Consider the following 22,878-nt stretch of genomic DNA (forward strand, 5'->3'; position numbering starts at 1 on the left):
CTGATGGATGGAATCATATCCACACACCAATGAGGGCCTAATCGCTATACTCCAATAATTATAGGCACTTAAATAAATATTAAAATATGTCTAATTACTTATCTTTTGTCTTAATTTTTCTATTAATTTTTCGTTCTTTTTCGCGAACACGCCAAATGATGTTTCATAAAATCACAAAAAACGGGATTTTTTTATTTTTGAATAAGACATACGGTTGTCATGTTGAGAATGATACATATAAAGGGGTGAGTATCATCAATATCATGTAAAGGAGCGATTAGATGTCTAGCTACGAATATGCTTCCAAATCAGAGTTAAAAGAAGCCATTCATACCTCTTACTTACGGTTTGACAGTGAGTTCCAAGAGATCGACGAAAGCCACAAGGATACTCGAATCGACGAAGTCGATAAAACACCCGCAGAGATGATTGCCTACCAGCTCGGATGGCTTCATCTTGTCATGAGTTGGGACAAAGACGAACGGGAGGGAAAAACCGTCATCATGCCCGCCCCGAATTATAAGTGGAATAGACTAGGCGAACTATACCAATCATTCTACAAGACCTATTCAGACCACTCTCTATATGAATTACGAAATATGCTCAAGCTGGCTGAGCAAACGTGGCTGGATTGGGTGGACACACTCAGTCATGAAGAACTCTTCACCCAGGGCGTTCACAAGTGGACAGGCACCAATCCGAACTGGCCTATGGCGAGATGGATTCACATCAACTCTGTAGCACCGTTTAAAACATTCAGAGCCAAGATACGGAAATGGAAGAAATACAACGCGCAACAGTGATGAAAAAAAGTGTGCATTGTGCTACAATACTTTAGTTGTATCGGGATACATTTAGGGAAGGGTAAGTGAAACGCCATGCTTATTATTGGTATTGCCGGCGGTACAGGTTCCGGTAAATCGACGGTCGCACGCGCTGTCGTTGAGCGTCTGGGATCTAATAAAGTGACTTTCATATCTCAGGATAACTACTATAAAGACCATTCACATCTGAGTTATGACGAACGTGCTTTGGTCAACTATGATCATCCGTTTGCCTTTGACAACGACTTGCTGATTGAGCATCTCCAATGTCTAAAAAAAGGACAAGCGACTCAAGCGCCCGTGTATGACTTTACGGTTCATGCCCGCTCCACGGACGAGACGGTAGAGCTTTTGCCGAATCATATCGTTATGTTGGAAGGTCTGCACGTACTGTCAGACGAAAAACTCCGCAGCCTGCTTGATATTAAGGTATTTGTGGATACGGATCCTGATGTGCGCATTCTTCGTCGGGTTCTTCGTGATATTGAGGAACGCGGTCGCACCATCCATTCGATCCATGATCACTATTTGACGACGGTTAAGCCAATGCACGAGGCATTTATTGAGCCTTCCAAGAAATACGCCGACCTGATCCTTCCTGAGGGAGGACACAACGAGGTTGGTATTCAACTGCTGTCTATTTTGACTGAAAAATATTTGGCAGGAGATCGGACATGGGGTACTGTATAAAGTAATCCCGGTTGTTCAGGCTGTCGAGATTTTCTCGGCAGCCTTTTTTGTCTTTTATATGCCATTTGAACTAAATTATCTTTGGAATCACCGTGTCGTTTATGTTAGCATGTAAAGATTAAATGCATTCGTCTTTAGTTAAAGTTGGAAGCGTTATCAACTATGTCCGTCAGATGATTAGGCCCTCGCCTTAATGGCGTCTTTTTTGAATAGATATAATTATGGAGAGTGCTGTCATGAATGAGCTATGCAACATTTTGATTGTAGATGATGAGATATTGGTACGACAAGGGATCAAGCATCATTTGTCGTGGGAACAATACGGATTTCGAATTGTAGGTGAGGCCTCCAACGGGAAAGAGGCGCTGGAGCTGATTGAAGCCTTACGTCCTCATATTATCATTACGGATATCGTGATGCCGATCATGGACGGCGAGGAGCTGACACGCATAGTCAGACAGAACTATCCAGATATCGAGGTCATTGTGCTCAGCAGCTACGGCGAGTTTAATTACGTACGCTCCACCTTTCAGCAAGGTGTGGCTGACTATATTTTGAAGCCGAAGCTGGACACAGATGAGCTGCTTCAAGTGCTTCAGCGAACGGCCCGCAAAATCCCATCCATTCAGTATCAGGAAGATGCCGGGAATAATCGAATTACGATAGATCATGTGATCGAAAAATTGATCTCCGGCTATAGCATAGATTATGACGCTGAACTGCTGAAGCAAGCATTTCCTTATCCCCGTTTTGCGCTCATAGGTATAGAACAGTCGGTACAGCAAGATAAGGGGCGCTCTACTACTACCTCTGCTTCGGACCTATTTTCCAAGCTTACAGATCGGTTAGCCTCTGCTTGTGAACACATGGTTCTGCGACAACTGCCATCTGATGTCTATACAGCTGTTTTTTTAGCCAATTTGGAGCCACGGGAATTAGACGCCTGGATGGTTGCGGTTAGGGAAGTTGCTCAAGAAACGAAGCAGGTCGAGCCACAGACAGGCTGGGCGGTCAGTCATCTATTTGATGATTTTAATCAGATTAGCAGTGTCTATCAGGATGAACTGCCCAAATTACTAAGTTACCGCTTTTATTTCCCAGAGACAGCGCTGCTGATCGAAGATGAACTCCCTCAGCCTGTTCAGGTGAATCGTTCGTTTAACTTAAAACAGTTTACGGAAGAGATGAAGCGTGAGCATTTTGATACAGCTTTTCAGGATTTGAGGTCCTATGTAGCCGCCATGTCCGGCAACTACACATCGACCGCTTTTGAATTCAAATCGCTGCTCGGAAATATCGTGTTCAACATTACAATTTTGCTCGGGAATCAGGGGTATGATATGAAGGAGCTGGATGCGGCGAAATATTCGTATTTCAAAACAATTAATGATGCCCCTCATGTACATGAAGCCGTACGGTTGCTGGAGACTTTTTTGGAGGAAGCGAACCGACAGATCCTGGCTAAGACGCAGCAAGGAAGTAGTGCAAGCATGAAAAAATTGCTGGAGTATATTGAGGAACATCATGCTGAAACACTCAATTTGACGACCCTTGGGCAATATTTTCATTTTAACCCCTCTTATTTGTCCAGTTATTTTACGGCACACCATACAGAGGGATTTAGCGAGTACCTGAACAAAATTCGGGTTGAAAAGGCTGCTGAATTACTGCGATCGGGGACGCTGCCCATTTCAGATATTAGCAGTACAGTAGGCTATTCGGACCCCAGCTATTTTACTAAAGTGTTCAAAAAAGTGAAGGGCTACTCGCCCAGCCAGTACCGCCGGGAGCATCTCCATTAGAGAGCAAGCGCATATCTGCCAGCAGAAAAGAGATTAAATATGAAAAGATATATCCACAAGATCAAATATCAAGGTCTGTTCTTCAAAATCTTTATTGTTATGGTGGTCAGCATCACTGCGGTGTCCTTGCTGACCTCTTTGGTGACGATTCGAATGTCTGAACGACTATTCGCTGAGACATTCAGTATTACGAATGCCAAGGTGCTTAGCCAGATTCAATCCGGCTTTGAATCCTTCAATGACTCTATCGTGAATGCTGTAACCCATGCTTCGGAAAATGGAACCGTCAAAAACTATTTGACTGGCGGCCAATCTGACTCGATTAACTCGGCAAGGATTTACTTTGGTATGGCACAGCAAATGAAGCAAATTAAATCGAACGTCGATGCTTATGATGTCGGTGTCGCTGTAACAGGGATGAACGGTCGGAGCTTTTACTCCGACTCGTCCTATTGGCCTGTAACTGCGGAACAGCTTAAGAGCAGTGCCATTACAGCCCGAAGCGTGGCACGACCAGCACAGCTTATGTATCAAATGGATACGGAGTTGTTTCATCAACAAATGAATAGCACTGCACAGAAGCCAACTCCCTATATTATTGCCTCCAAAGTATTTATGGAGCGAACGAGCGGCACCATGTACGGTATGATCTACATCGCTATCCGAGAGCCGGAATTTCGGCGTTTTTATAACAATTTCACGAGTAATGGTAATGATGTGCTGATTTTGGACAAATCAGGACTGATTGTATCAAGCAACCGCCAGGACCTGATCGGACAACGCTCCAGTGAACTGCTGGGCTATGCCACCAAAATCAATGAACAGGGACTGAACTATATTAATGCCGATGTGATGAATAAGGAGAGTATCGTTCTTTCCAACTATATTCCTTCATTTGATTTTTATCTGGTGAACATGATCGATAGACAAACGGCGGTTGGGCAAATTATTGACGTTAAATCTGTTGTATGGATCTGTATCGCCATCGTACTGATTGCTTTGGTGATTGTTTTCCTCATTTCCCGTCGCCTGATCCGTTCACTGACTCGGCTGGTCAAGCAAATGTCGACGATACGCGAGAAAAATTTTGATAATTATATCCCGGTCACAGGCAGCTACGAGGTCAGACAATTAAGTCATGCTTACAACTACATGCTCGATGAACTAAATGATTATATTCATAAGCTTTTAGAAACGCAAAAAGGCCAACGAAATGCAGAGCTTGCTGCACTACAACGGCAGATCAATCCACATTTTCTGTACAATACATTGGCTTCCATCAAAATGCTAGTGCTCAAAGGAAACAAGGAAACCGCCGCCGAGACGATTAATGCGCTCATTTCCCTGCTGCAAAATACAATCAGCAATGTGAGCGAAACGATCACCATCGAGCAGGAAATGGCCAACATGCAAAATTATGTATTTATTAATCATGTACGTTACGGGCAGCGGGTACAAGTGAATTATTTTGTATCCCCCGATTGTCTGGAGTACCATGTGCCCAAGCTCATCATTCAGCCTTTTATCGAAAACTCCTTTTTCCATGCCTTTAATGAGAAAAATGCAGGGCACATCTATATATTGGTGTCCAAAACAGAGGATACATTGATCTGTGAGGTGGTCGACGATGGAGACGGTATGGATTTGGATGGGCATACAGCGCAGGACGGACTGCCGAATCCTAAGAGCAAACGCCAACTATTTACGGGCATCGGCATCCAGAATGTTCACAATCGCATTACCCTTCTGTATGGAGAAGATTATGGAGTGACCATCTCCAGCAAGAAGGGCGAAGGCACCAAAGTTAGAATGACCCTACCACTGATCATAAAACCCGCCCCTCCTACCTCATAAAAAATATAGGCTGAACTAAACAAGAAGGTGAAACAAGAACGGAGCGGGCGGAATGACGCTTCGTGAAGAACTTTAGTTCAGTCTATAAAAAGTACCTAAAACTAAAGAAAGTACAAATGTAAGCGGTGCCTTTTTAGATAAATCATAATAATAAGACCAATCTGTATAAAGATATTCCTAACTGCCAGCAAAGCAAGGATGATAAACTAAATTCATAAACAAGGTAACCGCTTTCAAAAAAAGTTTTACATGATTAGCAACATATAAAAAAAGAGTAGGGGTTGAACAAAATGAAAAAAATGTCTTTCCTTCTGCTGATCGCAAGCTTGATCTTGCTATCCGCGTGCTCCAGCAATTCCGAGAAAGCAGCTACGACCACAGATTCAGGCAAGAAAGAAATCACAGTTTGGGCTTGGGACCCGAACTTTAATATCGCAGCCCTGAAGCTGGCAAAAGATCGCTATGTTGCCAAACATCCAGATGTAACCGTAAACATTGTTGAATATGCTCAAAACGATATCGTACAAAAAATGAATGCCGGCCTCAACTCCGGTTCTACTAAAGGATTGCCGAACGTGGTTCTAATTGAGGATTACCGGGCACAGAACTTCCTGCAAGCCTATCCCGATTCTTTCCATGATATGACTAATTCGATCAAAGCATCCGACTTCGCGGATTATAAAATCGGGCCGACCAGCTACAACGGCAAGCAGTATGGAGTTCCTTTCGACTCCGGCGTTATGGGATTGTATGTAAGAACGGATTATCTGGAACAAGCCGGCTACAAAGTAGCGGACTTGACCAATATTGATTGGGACAAATTTATTGAAATCGGTAAAGCTGTAAAACAAAAAACAGGCAAAGATATGCTGACTCAAGATCCGAATGACCTGGGTCTGATCCGTGGCATGATCCAAACTGCAGGTTCTTGGTACCTGAAAGAAGACGGTAAAACACCAAACCTGGCTGGTAACCCAGCTCTGAAGGAAGCACTCTTGACGTACAAATCCTTGTTCGACGCTAACATTGTTAAAATGAATGCCGACTGGAGTCAATTCTTGGCCGCGTTCAACAGCGGTGCAGTTGCTTCCGTACCAACAGGTAACTGGATTACGCCTTCGATTAAAGCTGAAGCTTCGCAATCCGGTAAATGGGCTGTAGTTCCTTTCCCTAAGCTGAAAAATATACCTGAATCCGTGAATGCTTCCAGCCTCGGCGGCAGCTCCTGGTATGTCCTCAACTCGGACGGTCAAGATACCGCTGCTGATTTCCTGAAAGAAACATTCGGTTCAGATCCAGAGCTGTATCAAGATATGCTGAGCAAAATCGGAATTGTCGGTTCATTGAACGCTGCTTCCAGCGGTAAAGCTTATGACGTGGAAGATGCTTACTTCGGTGGCGACAAAGTATACAAGAAGTTTGCTGATTGGACTAAGCAAGTTCCAAAAGTCAATTATGGCCTGCACACTTATGCGATTGAAGACATCATGACCGTTGAAATTCAAAACTACCTGAACGGGAAAGATGTAGACACAGTTCTGAAGGACGCTCAAGGACAAGCGGAAGCACAGCTTAAATAAGACAGTCCATCTAGCCAAGGCTAAACAATAAAACGATAAGCACTTAAAACCTTGGGCTTGCGAGTTCAAGGTTTTATTGCTGCATAGGGAGTTGACATGGTATGAAGACAGCCGCGCCCAAAATGACTACAACACGTCTCAAAGCAGGTATGACAGGATGGTTGTTCATATCCATCGCAGTGATCATGATTGCCGCCTTTTATTTTTATCCGATGATTCAGGCGCTGATCTTATCCTTTAAAACGGGTACAGGGTCTAATCTGAGTTTTAACGGCATTGATAACTATAAGCGCCTGTTCACCGACAAAATGTTCATCACCGCCGTAAAGAATACGTTTGTCTACTTAATTTTCCAGGTACCTTTAATGGTCATTCTGGCTCTGTTCATTTCCGTATTGTTGAACGATAAAAACCTGAAATTCAAGGGCTTTTTCCGCACCGCCATCTTCTTGCCGTGTATCACATCTCTTGTAGCCTATTCGGTTGTTTTCAAGTATCTGTTCTCATCTGACGGTTTGGTAAACTCCTTGTTGCTGAATCTGCATGTGATTGGTACGCCAATCCAATGGATTACAGATCCTTTCTGGGCCAAAGTAACAATTATTATCGCGATCACATGGCGCTGGACCGGGTACAACATGATCTTTTATCTGTCGGGTCTTCAGAACATTGACAGCTCTATCTACGAAGCAGCCCGCATTGACGGAGCTTCCCCGATTCGGCAGTTTTTCAGCATTACCGTTCCACTGCTTAAGCCGATTATCCTGTTCACCTCGATTACATCGACGATTGGTACACTCCAGCTCTTCGATGAAATTATGAATATTACGAAGGGTGGGCCCGGTAACGCGACATCTTCTATTTCGCAATATATCTATAATCTGTCCTTCAAGTATTCATCCGACTTTGGTTATGCGGCGACCGTATCTTATTCCATCGTCATTATGATCATTATCTTGTCGATTATCCAGTTTAAAGTGGCAGGTGAGAAAAAATGATGAAAACAAAAAGAGCATTTACGTACGCCTTTCTGATTCTTGTATCATTCATTTCGATTTTCCCGTTCCTGTGGATGCTATCCAGCTCCACAAACCTGTCAGTCGATGTGACCAAAGGCAAACTTCTGCCTGGCTCCCATCTGATGGATAACATGCACAATCTGCTGGAACAAGTAGACATCGTTACTGCACTCAGTAATTCTGCAAAGGTTTCCATCTCAACGACGCTGCTAGCTATGCTCATTGCATCACTGGCTGGCTATGGCTTTGAAATTTACAGAAGCAAAGCGAAAGACGTTGTCTTCAATATCCTGCTGATGTCGATGATGATTCCGTTTGCGGCAATCATGATCCCGCTTTACCGGATGTTCGGCAGCATTTCTAATGTCATACCATGGATCGGCATTGATACGCTCTCTTCTGTCGTTATTCCGACCGTAACTACGGCGTTCCTGATCTTCTTTTTCCGTCAAAGCACCAAGATGTTTCCCAAGGATCTGCTGGAAGCTGGCCGGATGGATGGATTATCCGAGCTAGGTCTGTTCTTCCGGGTGTATATGCCTACGATGAAAACAACCTATGCCGCTGCCGCAATCATCACATTCATGTCCAGCTGGAACAACTACCTCTGGCCTCTGATTGTACTGCAAACGCCAGAAAATCAAACCATCCCGCTGTTGATCTCGAACCTCGGCTCCAGCTATGCACCGGACTACGGCGTTATCATGATCGCCATTGTCCTGTCCACACTGCCGACTGCACTGGTATTCTTCCTAATGCAGAAGCACTTTGTCGCAGGTATGGTCGGCTCGGTAAAATAATAGATTTCTGTGTACGGTCTTCATTCAATTTAAAAATAAGGAGTGTTCGCCTTGACCATTCATACCCCTAGTCTGGACTGGCTCACCGATGTGACCAAGTTCGCGGTAAATCGCTTGCCTGCCTATTCCGACCATAAGTATTACGCCACGCTTCAGGAAGCAGAGCACCAGGCCGATATGGCCTGGCGTCACAGCCTGAATGGGAGCTGGAAGTTCAACTATGCGACGAATCCGGCCACTCGCCCAGTAGAATTCTATGCCCCTGACTTTGAGTATGGCGGCTGGAGCGATATTCAGGTACCAGGTCATATTCAGACACAAGGCTTCGGCCAAATGCAGTACGCCAATACGATGTACCCGTGGGACGGACATTCAGACGTTCGTCCACCCCATATTCCAGAAGACCACAATCCGGTCGGTAGCTATATCAAAAGATTTGTTTTGCCCGAAAATATGGCTTCTGACGCGCAACCTGTGTTCATCTCTTTTCAAGGTGTCGAGTCGGCCTTCTATGTATGGCTGAACGGACAATTTGTCGGTTACAGCGAGGACAGTTTTACACCGTCTGACTTTGAGCTAACACCCTACCTGCAAACTGGTGAAAACAAGCTGGCGGTAGAGGTATATCAAAGAAGTACAGGAGCTTGGCTGGAGGATCAGGATTTTTGGCGTTTTTCCGGCATTTTCAGAGACGTATATCTGTACACGATCCCTACTGTTCACGTACGCGACCTGCATGCCAAGGCGGATCTGGATGCTACCTACACGCAGGGCCTGCTGGAATTGAAACTGACTTTGGAACAACCGGCAACGGCCCATACAACTGTCGATGTGAAGGATGCCGCCGGTCATATCGTAGCTTGTTTAAAAGCTGACTTTACAGACGGCATCGCCTCGCTGTCGGCAACCTTGGAGCAAGTAGAGCGCTGGAGCGCGGAGAAACCTTATTTGTACACGTTGTTCATTCAAATTTATGATGCCAATGGAACACTCGTCGAGGTGATCCCACAAAAGGTTGGTTTCCGCAAATTCGAGATGGTGAACAAGGTCATGCATCTGAACGGCAAGCGCATCATCTTTAAGGGTGTGAACCGCCATGAATTTAACGCTCGTACCGGACGTGCAATTTCCCGTGAAGATATGCTGTGGGATATTCGGACGCTCAAGCAGAACAATATGAACGCTGTCCGTACCTCTCATTATCCGAATCAGACACTGTGGTATGAACTGTGCGATGAGTACGGGGTATACGTGATTGACGAAATGAACCTGGAAACACACGGTTCCTGGCAAAAACTCGGCGCAGTCGAGCCTTCGTGGAATATTCCGGCCAATCTGCCTGAGTGGCAGGATATCGTTATGGATCGCGCCATTTCCATGCTGGAACGGGACAAAAACCATGCATCCATTCTGATCTGGTCTTGCGGAAATGAGTCGTATGCAGGCGAAGTGCTACGCAATGTCGCTAACTATTTCCGGTCCACCGACCCGAGCCGTCTGGTACATTACGAAGGCGTGTTTCACAATCGTACGTACGATGATACCAGCGATATGGAGAGCCGGATGTACGCCAAGCCCGCTGATATCGAGCAATACCTGAACGACAATCCACAAAAGCCATATATCAGTTGCGAATACATGCATGCGATGGGCAATTCCGTGGGCGGCATGCACAAGTATACCGAGCTAGAGAACAAATACGAGCTGTATCAAGGCGGTTTTATTTGGGATTACATCGACCAAGCGGTCATGAAAAAAGATCGTTACGGACGCGAGTACCTCGCGATCGGCGGCGACTTTGACGACCGTCCAACAGACTATGGTTTCTGTACGGACGGAATTGTCTATGCGGACCGGAAGGTTTCACCAAAGATGCAGGAGGTCAAATTCCTGTATCAAAATCTGAAGCTCATCCCGGATACCCAAGGTGTGACCATTCGCAACGAAAACCTGTTCGAGGGAACAGGGGACTATGAGCTGGTATACAGCCTGTTGCATGAAGGCCAAGAGATCACGCGAAATGTGAGTCATGTGGATGTGGCGGCTCAGACCGAAGCCTATATTCCATTGACGTTCCCAAGCACAGACGGGAAGCCTGGGGAATATGTCATTCACACGGCGCTTGTATTGAAGGAAGCGACGATTTGGGCTGAGGCTGGGCATGAAGTAGCCTTCGGACAGCATATTTTCATTGTGGAAAATCCAAATCCGCTGAAAGCTCCTACAGGTGGAGCCCTACGAGTGGTGCATGGCGATGTAAATATTGGCGTTCACGGTACAGATTTCAGCATCATGTTCTCCAAAGGAGCAGGCAGCCTGACTTCACTTCGCTACGCGGGACGTGAGATGATCGCTACGCCTCCTGCCCCGTTGTTCTGGCGGGCGACCACAGACAATGATCGGGGAACCGCACTCGGTTTTGAAGCTGGTGGCTGGTTCGCTGCAAGTCTGACGCGTAAATGTGTGGACATCGAGGTCACGGAAGAGCAGGCAGACCGTGTGACCATTACGTTCCGCTACACGCTGAGCATTCATGCAGACGTACAGGTAACGGTAGCCTATACCGTCTTGGCGGACGGCAGTCTGAACGTAAAATCCACCTATGAAGGTGTATCGGGACTGCCTAACCTGCCGATCTTTGCCCTTTCGTTCAAGGTTCCAGCGGACTATCGTCATCTGGACTGGTATGCGATGGGACCAGAGGAGAATTACATCGACCGGGCCTTCGGTGCTAGACTTGGCGTATTCCGCAACGAAGCTGCGGATAACGTGTCCGGGTATGTCGTGCCACAGGAATCCGGCAATCGTACAGGCGTGCGCCGTGTCGATATTACTGACGATTCCCAGCGGGGCATCCGCATTACCGCACCTGCCACCGCGCCGGTGGAATGCAATATTTCGCCGTATACAGCGTTCGAGCTGGAAAGTGCATACCATGTGTATGAGTTACCGAACGTGTATTACACCGTTGTCACCGTAGCTGGCAAGCAAATGGGCGTAGGCGGCGACGACAGCTGGGGTGCTCCAGTACATGAGGAATATCAAATTCCAGCCGATCAAAAGCTGGAATTCGAGTTCACCGTGCAGCGGATATAAATAAACTCCCCCCATAGGCAAGTATATATAACAAAAGCCCTTCCGCTGCTTCCCTCATGGAAAGCCGGAAGGGCTTTTGTATTTACGTAATTGTAGAATAGGCGGCGAACGCCCTATCTATTCCAAAACAACTTCAATATCACGTCCAGGATCACTGTACTTGTAGATGCCAGGATTTAGTTCCAATCTTCCATCTAATTTAATATCTTTATAACGGTCAACATTAACGCTTGTGGATACCATACCCTTCGCAATGATCTCAGGTACTACTTCTTTGCCGTTAATTCGCATCGTTGTTTGGCTGACACCTTTGAAGCCAGGGGAACCGGATTTCGATTCGACAATCAAATCTTTTCCCTCTGTATAGTATGCAAAATCAATTTGATAACCGTCCGCTTTAAGGCCAGCGAACTGTTTCTCTTCTTTAGGTTTATGAAGTGTGACCCAATTTTTAGACGTATCACGTTTCTCAATGACAGCATCGGCGCCCCGGCTAGCTCGTAGCCAGATTGACATACGTTCGCGTGAAATCAAGGTTTTTCAAATCCCTTTGATCTATAAAAAACTCCAAATACCCTGCGTCCCACCAGCACATACCGACCTCATTCAAGGATGATACAGAGAGCAAAACATGCCAATTTTCCGAAGCTTGATCGTGCTTTTCCCGATTCGCCTGGTATTCTTGCAGCTGAGGCAGCACTTCAGATCGTAACTGCTCCGCATACTCCATACTTCCCCTATGCATAGCTTGCTCGGCTTCCTGGTGGATCTGACTCTCACTCTTATGCCAGTTAAATAGAAGACCCTCCAGCCCGTTTCGGCGTAGATAAGCATCCCGACGAGTATTCCCGGCAAAAGACTGATGCTGTCCCCACACCGTGTCGCTATGTTCATATAGAAGCTCATAAAGCTCTTCGTACTGATCTAAAAGGATATCTCCCAGCTCACCCTCCGATGGCAGCGTCAAGATCGGCTGAAAAGAAATTGCATACGAGGTGAAATCCCTGTTCTCGGCACATACTTCAACCTTCCCATTCGGCGGCAAAGTTTTCTTCAAAGCGCTGCTGTCACCGTTATAGTAAAAGACTTTATGGTCAATATCATAAGCTGGCTCATCCAGCCCAAGAAAAAAGTATAATATGCCCTGATGAGGCAATCCCTCGAATGGTGAAAAAGGCAACTCGCTTAGATTGATCTGAGCAATAAACGTATAATATTCTCCATTTGAATTACACGGCCACTCGATCGAGGGGGGCAAATCCGGGTAGCCAGCAATTCGACTATTGCCAACACGCTCGTAATTTTCTTTATGATCTAGATGAAATTGTATAGCAGCTTGAGCTTCCTGATTGATTTCTTTTTTTAATTCTTCATCAAGTGAATGCTCTTCGAGTATTCGAGTCAGTTCTTCCTTTAATGGTGGTTGTAGCATCTCACTCGCCCCTTTTATCAAAGTATTATGTATTGCACTCTCATTCAATCTCTCTTAAATCAGATTATCAAATTATAGTCTGATAAGCCATGCCTGCTGTAAAGCGGAAATGGACTAGACATTGTTCATAAATGTTTTGTGATAGGCATTCCGGTATTGCGAGGGAGTCATATGGACTCGCTTTTTGAACAATCGCATAAAATACTTCTCATCCGTGTATCCCGCTTCCTCCGCAACCTGCTTAATGCTCATATCTGTACGGGAAATTAGTTCCTTCGCTTTGTTGATTCGAATACTGTGAATGAACTCCAAGGGGCGCATGCCCGTATTTTGCTTGAATAAACGAGATATATAATCCTTGTTGTAATTGAACTTCCGAGCCAGATCGGTCACGGTCAGCGGTTCCTCAGCATGAATTCGAGTCCACTCGATAATCTTGTTCATACTCACGTTCCCCTGTGAATGGACAGGATTGGAGATCAAGCGACTGAGGGCCAGTTCAGATATCTCAATCAGCAGTGAGGTGAACAAATAGTTAGCACTGTGATATGTAAGATAATGTGAGTTGGCGACATGCAAAATTTGATTGACAATAATATGAATCCGATCTCCATTATCTGCCTGTACGCTTTGCGGTAAATAGATATCGCGCATTACGCCATGACGCTGCAAAAGCCCGTCCATAGCACTTGTTTCCTGCTTCATTTCCTCACTAGATAATACATTCGGGGTCGCAGGCACATCGAAGTGAAACCAATAAAATTTAACCCCCGGCAATGATTCCCGGTATCCTCGGTGCGTACGACCAGGGTACAGCAATAGAATATCTCCTTCCCCTATTTCAAAATCCTCCTGTTCCTCCCGTATATATACCGTTTCTTGGACACCCAGGATCAACTCAAAGTTCTCAATGGAACGGCTCATATGCTTCCATGGCACCTCGGAAACAAACTCGCCTGCCGAGATTAGTTGGATCGGAGTATCTACATTTACTTTCAGATAGGTCATGTTATCGCCTCTTTAGATTCATGTTCGGATTTGTCCACCCATTGTATGGTTAAGCTACTGACATACCGCGGTTGCAATGCTAATGTAGTGGAGAAATATACACTTTCATCTTAGCTAAGGAGCGATGATTTTGAAAGCACAAGCTTTTGACTTGAATAAAGTAAGCATTGATTCCGGCCCACTTTACCACGCCATGGAGCTAAATACGACCTATCTGCTGAGTTTGGAACCCGACCGTTTATTGTCACGTTTTCGTGAATATGCGGGACTGGAGCCCAAAGCGGCTCATTATGAGGGCTGGGAGGCGCGCGGCATCAGTGGACATACACTTGGTCACTACCTGTCTGGCTGTGCACTAATGTTTGCCTCCACAGGCGACAAAAGACTACTGGAACGAGTAAACTATGTGATCGACGAGTTGGAAATATGCCAAAACAGTCATGGAAACGGATACATTTCCGGCATCCCGCGTGGGAAAGAGATTTTTGAAGAAGTCAAAGCCGGAGATATTCGTTCCCAGGGCTTTGATCTTAACGGAGGCTGGGTTCCGCTATATACGATGCACAAGCTCTTCGCAGGCTTGCGTGATGCCCACCTGCTCGCTCATCATCCCAAGGCTTTAGCGATGGAAATCCAACTCGGCGACTGGCTGGAGGATGTATTCCAAGGACTGAGCGATGAGCAGGTGCAACAGGTACTCCATTGCGAATTTGGCGGTATGAACGAGGTGCTGACCGATCTGGCGGAACATTCCGGAGAAAAACGCTTTTTGAACCTGGCGGAACGCTTTTATCATGGAGAGGTGCTGAATGATCTGGCAGACAGTCGCGATACGCTGGCAGGACGACATGCTAATACGCAAATTCCTAAGATCATTGGTGCAGCACGGCAGTTCGAAGTGACAGACAAACCTCTATATGCGGACCTTTCCCGCTTTTTCTGGGATCGGGTGGTTCACAAGCATTCCTACGTAATCGGCGGCAATAGCTATAATGAACATTTTGGTGAACCCGGCAAGCTGAATGATCGTTTGGGCGAAGGCACCTGTGAAACCTGCAACACCTACAATATGCTGAAATTAACAAGACATATGTTCGAATGGGACGCGTACGCAGCCTATGCCGACTACTATGAACGAGCAATGTTCAATCATATTCTGGCTTCACAGCAGCCTGTAGATGGACGTGTATGCTATTTTGTATCGCTGGAAATGGGAGGACACAAGTCCTTCAATTCTCAATATGAGGATTTTACATGCTGTGTCGGGTCCGGTATGGAGAGTCACTCTATGTACGGCACGGCGATTTATTTTCACACGGCAAACACAATCTATGTCAACCAATATGTCCCTTCTACCGTGACGTGGGATGAGATGGACATACAGCTCAAACAAGAAACCCTCTTTCCGCAAAATGGGCGGGGAACGCTTCATGTCATAAGCAAGGAGCCCAAGTTCTTCACGATCAAACTAAGATGCCCGCACTGGGCGGAGCAGGGGATGAAGATTATAATCAACGGAGAAGAGTATGCCGCTGAGGCTTGTCCTACCAGCTATATTGTAATTGAACGGGAATGGAAAGATGGAGATACGGTCGAATACGATATTCCTATGACAGTAAGAGTTGAGGAAATGCCGGATAATCCGCGTCGGATTTCATTCATGTACGGCCCACTTGTGCTGGCTGGAGATCTGGGTCCTGTTGTACAGGAGTCCAACGAGGAACGTCTGCTGGCATCTGTTCTGATTGGATCGGCCGATTCCCTGACAACCAAGCTGATTGCTGATGAGAAGGAGCCGAACACATTCCATCTAGACGACCTGGGCTATATCGGAGACTTGCAGCTTCGTCCGTTTTATCAGATCTATGATCGTTCTTATACCGTCTACTGGGATCTCTTTTCCAAGGAGGAATGGGTATCAACAGAGGCAGAATACCGTACCGCGTTAGCGTACCAGCTAGAGCTGGAACGACTTACAGTGGATGTTGTGCAGCCTGCCGAAATGCAGCCTGAACGGGATCATGCCTTCACTGGAGAACACGTTGGCCTGGGGTCCATTTATAATCGCAAATATCGCGACACATGGTCTGGGGGCTGGTTCTCTTTTGTCATGAAGGTGCTCCCTGATAAGCCTGTCCAATTAGCAGTGACCTATCTGAAGGACTCCGACCGCTCTCATCGTGACTTTGACATCACTGCAGATGGTCAGAACTTAGGAGAAGGCAAGATGGAATCCGAGGAAATGAATAAATTCGAGACGTTTATCTATGAGCTGCCTCTGTCTGTGACGAATGAAAAGAATGAAGTTACGATTCGATTCACAGCCCAGCCACAAGGCAAGGTGGCGAGGGTGGCTGGATTGCGAGTGATCAAGAGTCATCTATAGCACCATTCCGTAGCACTATCCCGCCTATATAACAACAAGCAGACGCTTCTATAAGCTGTCTGCTTGTTCTGCTTACCGTCTTATAATTTGAATCATCGTTATTGCTCCATGTTCACTTTACATCATGTTCATTTCACGGAAACTGTCTCTAATCTTGCGCAGCTCTTGCTGTGCCCTGCTGTATCGCGAGGCGTAGGTCCAGGCAAGCACCTGATGATAATGCGAAGGTGTTTCAATTGTGGTCACGTTATACATGGCCAGATTCCCGTCTATTTCTCCTTTTAGGGTAAACTCAATGGCAGGATATCCGTTCACCACCATATCTGAAGCGGTCCCCAATTCAGGGTCCGTAATTCCTGACACCAAATGATCCTCAATGATTCCTTTATATTCTTGAAGGGTCATACTGCTGTCAAAGTCGCTTTTCGGTTCAGACAATACAATCAAATATCTATCGGTAAATTCATTTTTAATGGAAATATCCGCTTCCTCATTAATCCTATTATCTCGTGACCAATTCCACGGAGCCGTAACCGCAAACTGGTTATCTTTACTGGTAAATACCTCAGGCTTCACGATTTGAGTAATGAGCGTAGAAATTAAGGATACAGCCAAGACAATCGAAGTGATCGTCATCAGGATGATTGCTCCTGCAATAATCCCGGTTTTCTTTTTGCTCACCTTCCCCAAATCCCGTGTCCTAACTACATATGTATTGGCGGCCATATCTCCAATTCGTTGTTTCCGAGGTGTCACCAGCACACATATACCGGCGGGCAGCCCCCAGAAAAGCAGCGGGTTCGTATCCACCAGATGTATGAGCGTACGGATCAACGATTTAATCATGCCTGGCGGCATTCCTTCTCCATTCACGACCTGAATGCGAAGTACAAACTTGCCCAGCGTATAGCCTGTAAGTCCTTCCAGCAACAGATAATAGCAGAAAGAGCCAATCAAGAAGAGTATCACTACCATACCCATATTTGGGATTTCAGCTTCAGCTACTTTTTTCGCTATAAAATAGACAAGCCCACCATACCCAAAGACGATAAGAATGAAGTCAATCATCCAGGCGGCCCATCTCCTGAAAAAGATAGAGGCTCCGTATGTTTCTGATAATACCGCCATCCTATCTGGTTCTCGTCGTTGATAACCGCCATTCCTCACAAATTCTCCCGGAGCTACTGTAGATGGATTTTTCGATAAATTATGTTCTTCCAAATGATACACCCCTGATGTCAATTTAATCCCAGTTAAGTATAACATCCTTTTTCATCCAGTGGAGCAATCCTGACAGCGCACTGGAGTAAACCGAATCCCGCCGATGAACAAACCACACCTCTAATTTACGATATGTTTCGGGTAAACGATGCGAAGCAATACTTCCCTCCTTCTTCGCCTTTACAATTGACGAGTGTGGCAGCATGGACACCCCCAGACCAGAGGCTACACCGCCTAAAATGACTTCCAATGTTCCGAATTCCATAATCTGATACGCATCCACACCTGCATCACTCAGAAAACTTTCCGCTCTTGCCCGATGTGTGCAGCCTACATCGAAGAACAGCATAGGCTTGGCAAGCAACTTGCTCATATCACTTTCTCCCGGTTCCGAAATAAGCACCAACTCCTCTTCAAACGCCGCAACATGCTCTATATTCGGATTATCGACAGGGCCATAGACGAATGCCCCATCTAATTCGTAATTTAATACCTTTTGTACAAGGGTATGCGTCCCCCCGGTCATCAGCGATAGCTGCACATTAGGGTATTCAGCGTAATATCCCGTCAATAAAGTCGTTAGATGCGTAACCGCAGTCGTCTCAATCGAGCCCAATCGCAGCGGTCCCGCAGGCTGGTCCGAATATTGAGTAGACTTCTCTGCCTCGTCGAGCAAAGTCAATATGGATTCCGCATACTCCAGCAGATTCTCTCCTGCCGACGTTAGTGTCATTCCGCGATTAGATCTGCGAAATAGCGGTACGTTCAATTGTGCCTCAAGCTGCTGAATCCGCGAGGTCACATTCGACTGTACATAGTTCAACACTTGCGCAGCCCTTGTGACACTGCCCTCGCGAGCAACCGCCCGAAAAATTTTCAAATCACTGCTTTCCATATATACATCACCTGCTTGGTATGATCATTTATGATACTGACGTTCGATTTTGTTCATTTTACCGGATGCTTGCCGCTCTGTACAATTCAAAGTACATGCAAATGCATCTAAAATCGACCACAGGAGGCTTTAAAATGAAAGCTGTAATACATACCGGCAAAAATGGCCTTGAGGGCCTGATGTATAAGGACGTTACGGACAGACAGCCGGGGCACAGCGAAGTGAAGGTCAGACTCAAAGCCGCAGGCTTGAACCATCGAGATCTGTTCCTCATGGCGGATCGAACCGCCAACGATGCTCCACTCATTCTCGGATCGGATGGAGCAGGCGTGATCGAGGCTGTGGGCGCTGGCGTCCCAACCTCACTGGTAGGCACTGACGTAATCATCAATCCATGTATCGGATGGGAGAAGACGCACCACGTTCCCTTGGTTCCTGCCATTCTGGGCGTTCCTTCAGACGGGACATTGGCCGAATCGGTTATCATTCCCGTTCAAAATGCCGTCAGCAAGCCAGCTTACCTGTCCTGGGAAGAAGCAGGGGTACTGTCTTTGTCTGCCTTGACCGCTTACCGCGCTCTCTTCACTAGAGGCCAATTACAGCAGGGGGTCCATGTCCTTATTCCCGGTATTGGCGGTGGGGTAGCCACGTATGCCATGTTAATGGCTTTAGCGGCGGGCGCACGGGTCAGCGTCACATCACGTAGCGAAGCAAAAAAACAAGCTGCCCTCGCCCATGGCGCTCATCATGCATTCGACAGTGATAGCGATTGGAAAGAAAGCATGAACGGAGACACCGTGGATCTGATCCTTGACAGCATCGGACCCGCTACGTTCGACAAATATCTGGATGTCATCAAACCGGATGGCCGGATCATTACATTTGGCGCAAGCTCAGGAGATCACATAGAGATTCCGCTGCGTTCTATATTTTTCCCACAGATTAGCATCATCGGTACCTCTATGGGGAGCGGTGAGGAATTCGCAGATATGCTCCAATTCATGGAGCGCCATTCCCTTCATCCCATTATAGATAGCGTCTTCCCTCTACAAGATACAGCGCAAGCCTTTTACCGTATGCAGCAGGGAGTGCAGTTAGGCAATATAGGGATCAGAATGGAATAAGGCGTACGTAACCATATGTGTCTAGAAAAAAATCCACTACTATAAAATGCCTCATTCCGAGGTCAATTTTATAGTAGTGGACCTATTCAGTCGATCAAACGATGCTGGACCCATTTGTTGCCACGGAAGCGCCAGAGGAAAACGATCCCCCGCACACCCCATTCAATATCCATGGCCAGCCAGACACCAACAATCCCCAAGTTGAACACAATGCCCAAAACATACCCGAGCACTACCCGACACAACCACATGGACAGCATCGAGGTGAGGGACGTAAATTTGGAATCACCTGCTGCCCTAAGCGCAGAGGGTGTAATAAAGGCGATGGACCAGAGTGGAATCTGGGCCAGCGTATTAATCAGCATGACCATAAAAATGTCATCTACAATTTCAGCAGGTGGATGAAACAACCCCACCATCGGCTTAAACAAAGGCATTAGGATTAGCCCCATTACAATAAACGAACCGGACGACAGCCAAATAAACGATTTGGTAAACTTGCGGGCATCGTGTACATTTCGCCGTCCCATGCATTGACCAACCACGGTCACAATCGTAAGAGCCAAAGCATTCGCAGGAATTTGGAACACGTTAGCTAGGGATGAGCAAATGGCATTCGTCGCCAATGCATTGGTCCCCAGGTTCACAATGAAGATTTGCGTTAAAATTTTACCTCCATTAAAAAACATCTGTTCCGCTGCAAAAGGAAGACCAATAAACAGGATCTTTTTAAGCATGGCTAGATTAAAATAAAGCATATCTCTAAGCTGAACACGCAAGTCGTCATCTACCCTAACCAAATAAATCAACGCGCAGGCAGCCCCTGCATATCTGGACACATTGACTGCAATCGTCATGCCCAGTACACCCATATCTAACAAGTTAATAAATACGACATTCAGCAGCACATACGAAAGGTTCATGATGAGCGAAAGAGCCAGCGACGCCCTCGTCTTGCCGATCCCTCTCAGCGCTCCACATACGGCCTCAACGATCGCAATCCCCACGAAAGACATACAGCTTCCCAGCAGGTACACCTTGCCGTTAGCCAATACATCAGCCGAGGCAGAGCCAAACAGGACGCTTAAAATGGGATTGTACAACAGGATCATAAACAGACTGATACATAAGGCCAGCAAGGAAACGGAGGATATCGTACCGGATGTTGCTTTAGAGACCATAAGATCGTTGCCGCTCCCCTTATACTGCGCTACAACAACCGTACCCCCGGTAGACACTGCCACAAACACATTAATTAGGAAAATATTTAATGAATCAATCATATTTACGGCACTGACCGCCGCCATCCCTGACGAGCTAATCATTGCTGTGTTCACCAAATTAAGACCCACGATAAAAGCCTGATCAATTAGAAGCGGGATAAACAAGGCAATCATCTGCCGATAATCAATAGACTCTCCAGAAAAATGTCTATTCAGAAAGCCGTGCGTTCTCATCCTTACACTCAGTTGACTCATATCATCACATTCTTTTTATCAAATTGAAAAAAACCCTTCAACAGAAGAGTCTTTCATGGCGAAAAAATGTATAAAGTTGCAAGGCTAGATGTCTCTGGCTCTTGATTCTGTACACTTTTCTCTACATAGAAGTATCACTCCAAAAGAAAATTCTGTCAATGCGTTTGCTCACATTTGAATAGAAAAAAGGTGAAAAACCTGCTCAGCTCGGTGAACAGGTTTTGAAACAGGATTATACCATCCCTCGGTATGCATAACATCTTGTTAAGAGAATATCTATGATCTTCTCGCAATTAAGTCTTGTTGAATAGAAGCTTCATTCTTTTCGAATTTCTTATAGAAAAACATAGGGATAATTCCGATCAAGAAGACGATAAACGGCAGCCAGATGAAGCTGAACTGAATGCCAGACAAAGCAGTCGGGGTCTGAACCTTTCCAGCAATATAGCCCGTGCTACCCATAACCCATGCTGGCAATAATCCGCCAATTCCGCTACCTGCTTTAATACAGAATGCGCTTCCAATAGAAGTCAGGAATCCACTTGCCCGAATTCCATTTTTCCATTCCCCATAATCAACCGTATCGGACAACATGGCAAATGGCATAGAACACGCAAAGCCTGATCCTAATGCACCAATGATCCAGCCAGCAATAATAAGGGTTAAGTTTGTACTTCCCATTAAAATCACAACTTGACCTAATGCAGCTAATATCAATCCGATAATCATGATCGTATTTTTAGTTAATTTTCTGGCAAACAACGGAATCAGAACCATAGAGATTAATTGCAAAGAGGTCAGTCCGTTGATTAAAGGCACCAAGTCCTTACTGTCCAGATTGTAGTGCAGATAAAAGATAAGCGTGGCAGAACGAATATTCAAACCGATCCAGTAACACAGGTTAGCAGCTACAACGAGCATCCAGGGCCAGTTTCGCTTGATGGCTGTAAAGCTTTTAGCAATGGGAACAGATTTCGTTTTCACTGCCGCATTTTCACGCAAATCGGCGAACGCTATGAAAAACATAATAATCGCCATAATTCCAAATAAAACGAGCGTTAGAGAAAATCCTTTTTGGTCATTCCCCTGTCCAAAGAAGGCGACCAGAGGTAAGGTGAACGTGGTGGCGATGAAGAAGCCCACGTTTCCCCCGACCATACGGAAAGAGTTCAAGACCACGCGTTCATTGGAGTTGGTGCTCAGGTTAGGCAGAATAGACGTAATCGGTGTACTGATTCCCGTATACAAAATACCCGCTATGATATAAGTGATGGCCGCATATGCAATTTTCCCCGATTCACTCCAATTGGGCGTCGTAAACGTAAGGACCATGAACACGGCAAACGGAACAGCTAGCCATAGAAAATAAGGTCTGCTCTGGCCGTATTTTGATTTGGTTCGGTCAATCAGGATACCCCAGATCGGGGCATCAATGGCATCGATAAAACGGGTGATAAATAGTAATGTTCCGGCAATCCCGATAGAAAGACCGAATACATCCGTATAAAAATATAATAGATAACTGGAAATAACACAGTATAGTAGATTGCCTGCCGTATCCGTTAACGAATAGCTGATTTTACGATGAAAAGGAACGGTACTGGCTGCTTTCTCGGGTGGTTCCGTACTCACAATTCTCGTACTCATGATCTTTCCTCTCCCCATGCGA

General features: G+C 45.9%; 17 protein-coding genes. 10 read left to right on the forward strand and 7 right to left on the reverse strand.

All coding sequences use genetic code 11. The features are described 5' to 3' along the window. Positions 1 to 281: 281 nt before the first annotated feature. From ACXHJ2_RS22435 to ACXHJ2_RS22470, 8 genes are all read left to right on the forward strand, one after another. Entirely contained in the window at positions 282 to 803 is a 522-nt protein-coding gene (locus ACXHJ2_RS22435) for a ClbS/DfsB family four-helix bundle protein (RefSeq protein WP_165083293.1), read from the forward strand. Positions 804 to 878: 75 nt separating this feature from the next. Beyond that, a complete protein-coding gene (gene udk / locus ACXHJ2_RS22440; RefSeq protein WP_013368919.1) occupies positions 879 to 1,514 on the forward strand; it encodes a uridine kinase in 636 nt (211 codons plus the stop codon). 236 nt (positions 1,515 to 1,750) lie between these two features. After that, the gene (locus ACXHJ2_RS22445) at positions 1,751 to 3,316 is read left to right on the forward strand and encodes a response regulator transcription factor (RefSeq protein ID WP_165083295.1); all 1,566 of its coding nucleotides are present in this window, start codon (positions 1,751 to 1,753) and stop codon (positions 3,314 to 3,316) included. Positions 3,317 to 3,355: 39 nt separating this feature from the next. Next, positions 3,356 to 5,170, forward strand: coding sequence for a cache domain-containing sensor histidine kinase (locus ACXHJ2_RS22450; RefSeq protein ID WP_165083296.1), 1,815 nt, complete (start codon positions 3,356 to 3,358; stop codon positions 5,168 to 5,170). 290 nt (positions 5,171 to 5,460) lie between these two features. After that, on the forward strand, positions 5,461 to 6,750 hold the full coding sequence (locus ACXHJ2_RS22455) for an ABC transporter substrate-binding protein (protein ID WP_013368916.1): 1,290 nt from the start codon (positions 5,461 to 5,463) through the stop codon (positions 6,748 to 6,750). A 101-nt stretch (positions 6,751 to 6,851) separates the two neighbouring features. Further along, a complete protein-coding gene (locus ACXHJ2_RS22460) occupies positions 6,852 to 7,748 on the forward strand; it encodes a carbohydrate ABC transporter permease (protein ID WP_165083298.1) in 897 nt (298 codons plus the stop codon). Next, a complete protein-coding gene (locus tag ACXHJ2_RS22465) occupies positions 7,745 to 8,569 on the forward strand; it encodes a carbohydrate ABC transporter permease (RefSeq protein ID WP_013368914.1) in 825 nt (274 codons plus the stop codon). Before ACXHJ2_RS22460 ends, ACXHJ2_RS22465 begins: the two co-directional genes overlap by 4 nt. Positions 8,570 to 8,620: 51 nt before the next feature. Then, on the forward strand, positions 8,621 to 11,665 hold the full coding sequence (locus tag ACXHJ2_RS22470) for a glycoside hydrolase family 2 TIM barrel-domain containing protein (RefSeq protein ID WP_165083300.1): 3,045 nt from the start codon (positions 8,621 to 8,623) through the stop codon (positions 11,663 to 11,665). A 117-nt stretch (positions 11,666 to 11,782) separates the two neighbouring features. On the opposite strand, the gene ACXHJ2_RS22475 is transcribed toward ACXHJ2_RS22470, so the two are convergent. From ACXHJ2_RS22475 to ACXHJ2_RS22485, 3 genes are all read right to left on the reverse strand, one after another. Further along, complete coding sequence (locus ACXHJ2_RS22475; protein ID WP_165083336.1) at positions 11,783 to 12,181, reverse strand: hypothetical protein; 399 nt, start codon at positions 12,179 to 12,181, stop codon at positions 11,783 to 11,785. Then, positions 12,159 to 13,097 (reverse strand): YwqG family protein, encoded by a 939-nt coding sequence (locus tag ACXHJ2_RS22480; RefSeq protein WP_165083302.1) that lies wholly within the window; start codon positions 13,095 to 13,097, stop codon positions 12,159 to 12,161. The genes ACXHJ2_RS22475 and ACXHJ2_RS22480 overlap by 23 nt, the downstream gene beginning before the upstream one ends. 114 nt (positions 13,098 to 13,211) lie before the next feature. Next, on the reverse strand, positions 13,212 to 14,105 hold the full coding sequence (locus ACXHJ2_RS22485; RefSeq protein ID WP_016820157.1) for an AraC family transcriptional regulator: 894 nt from the start codon (positions 14,103 to 14,105) through the stop codon (positions 13,212 to 13,214). 130 nt (positions 14,106 to 14,235) lie between these two features. On the opposite strand from ACXHJ2_RS22485, the gene ACXHJ2_RS22490 reads away from it, so the two are divergent. Then, a complete protein-coding gene (locus ACXHJ2_RS22490) occupies positions 14,236 to 16,491 on the forward strand; it encodes a glycoside hydrolase family 127 protein (RefSeq protein ID WP_165083304.1) in 2,256 nt (751 codons plus the stop codon). Positions 16,492 to 16,608: 117 nt separating this feature from the next. Here the strand turns inward: ACXHJ2_RS22490 and ACXHJ2_RS22495 are convergent, their stop codons facing one another. Continuing rightward, the gene (locus tag ACXHJ2_RS22495) at positions 16,609 to 17,757 is read right to left on the reverse strand and encodes an RDD family protein (RefSeq protein ID WP_064962699.1); all 1,149 of its coding nucleotides are present in this window, start codon (positions 17,755 to 17,757) and stop codon (positions 16,609 to 16,611) included. After that, on the reverse strand, positions 17,735 to 18,607 hold the full coding sequence (locus tag ACXHJ2_RS22500; RefSeq protein ID WP_165083306.1) for a LysR family transcriptional regulator: 873 nt from the start codon (positions 18,605 to 18,607) through the stop codon (positions 17,735 to 17,737). The genes ACXHJ2_RS22495 and ACXHJ2_RS22500 overlap by 23 nt, the downstream gene beginning before the upstream one ends. A gap of 134 nt (positions 18,608 to 18,741) precedes the next feature. Between ACXHJ2_RS22500 and ACXHJ2_RS22505 the strand changes: the two genes are divergently transcribed. Continuing rightward, the gene (locus ACXHJ2_RS22505; RefSeq protein ID WP_165083308.1) at positions 18,742 to 19,731 is read left to right on the forward strand and encodes a zinc-binding dehydrogenase; all 990 of its coding nucleotides are present in this window, start codon (positions 18,742 to 18,744) and stop codon (positions 19,729 to 19,731) included. Between the two features lie 86 nt (positions 19,732 to 19,817). Here the strand turns inward: ACXHJ2_RS22505 and ACXHJ2_RS22510 are convergent, their stop codons facing one another. Together ACXHJ2_RS22510 and ACXHJ2_RS22515 are read right to left on the reverse strand one after the other, a co-directional pair. Then, entirely contained in the window at positions 19,818 to 21,209 is a 1,392-nt protein-coding gene (locus tag ACXHJ2_RS22510) for an MATE family efflux transporter (RefSeq protein WP_025675836.1), read from the reverse strand. A gap of 276 nt (positions 21,210 to 21,485) precedes the next feature. Beyond that, a complete protein-coding gene (locus ACXHJ2_RS22515) occupies positions 21,486 to 22,856 on the reverse strand; it encodes a glycoside-pentoside-hexuronide (GPH):cation symporter (RefSeq protein ID WP_165083310.1) in 1,371 nt (456 codons plus the stop codon). Positions 22,857 to 22,878: the final 22 nt, after the last annotated feature.

It is taken from the genome of Paenibacillus sp. ALE3 (assembly GCF_054113405.1).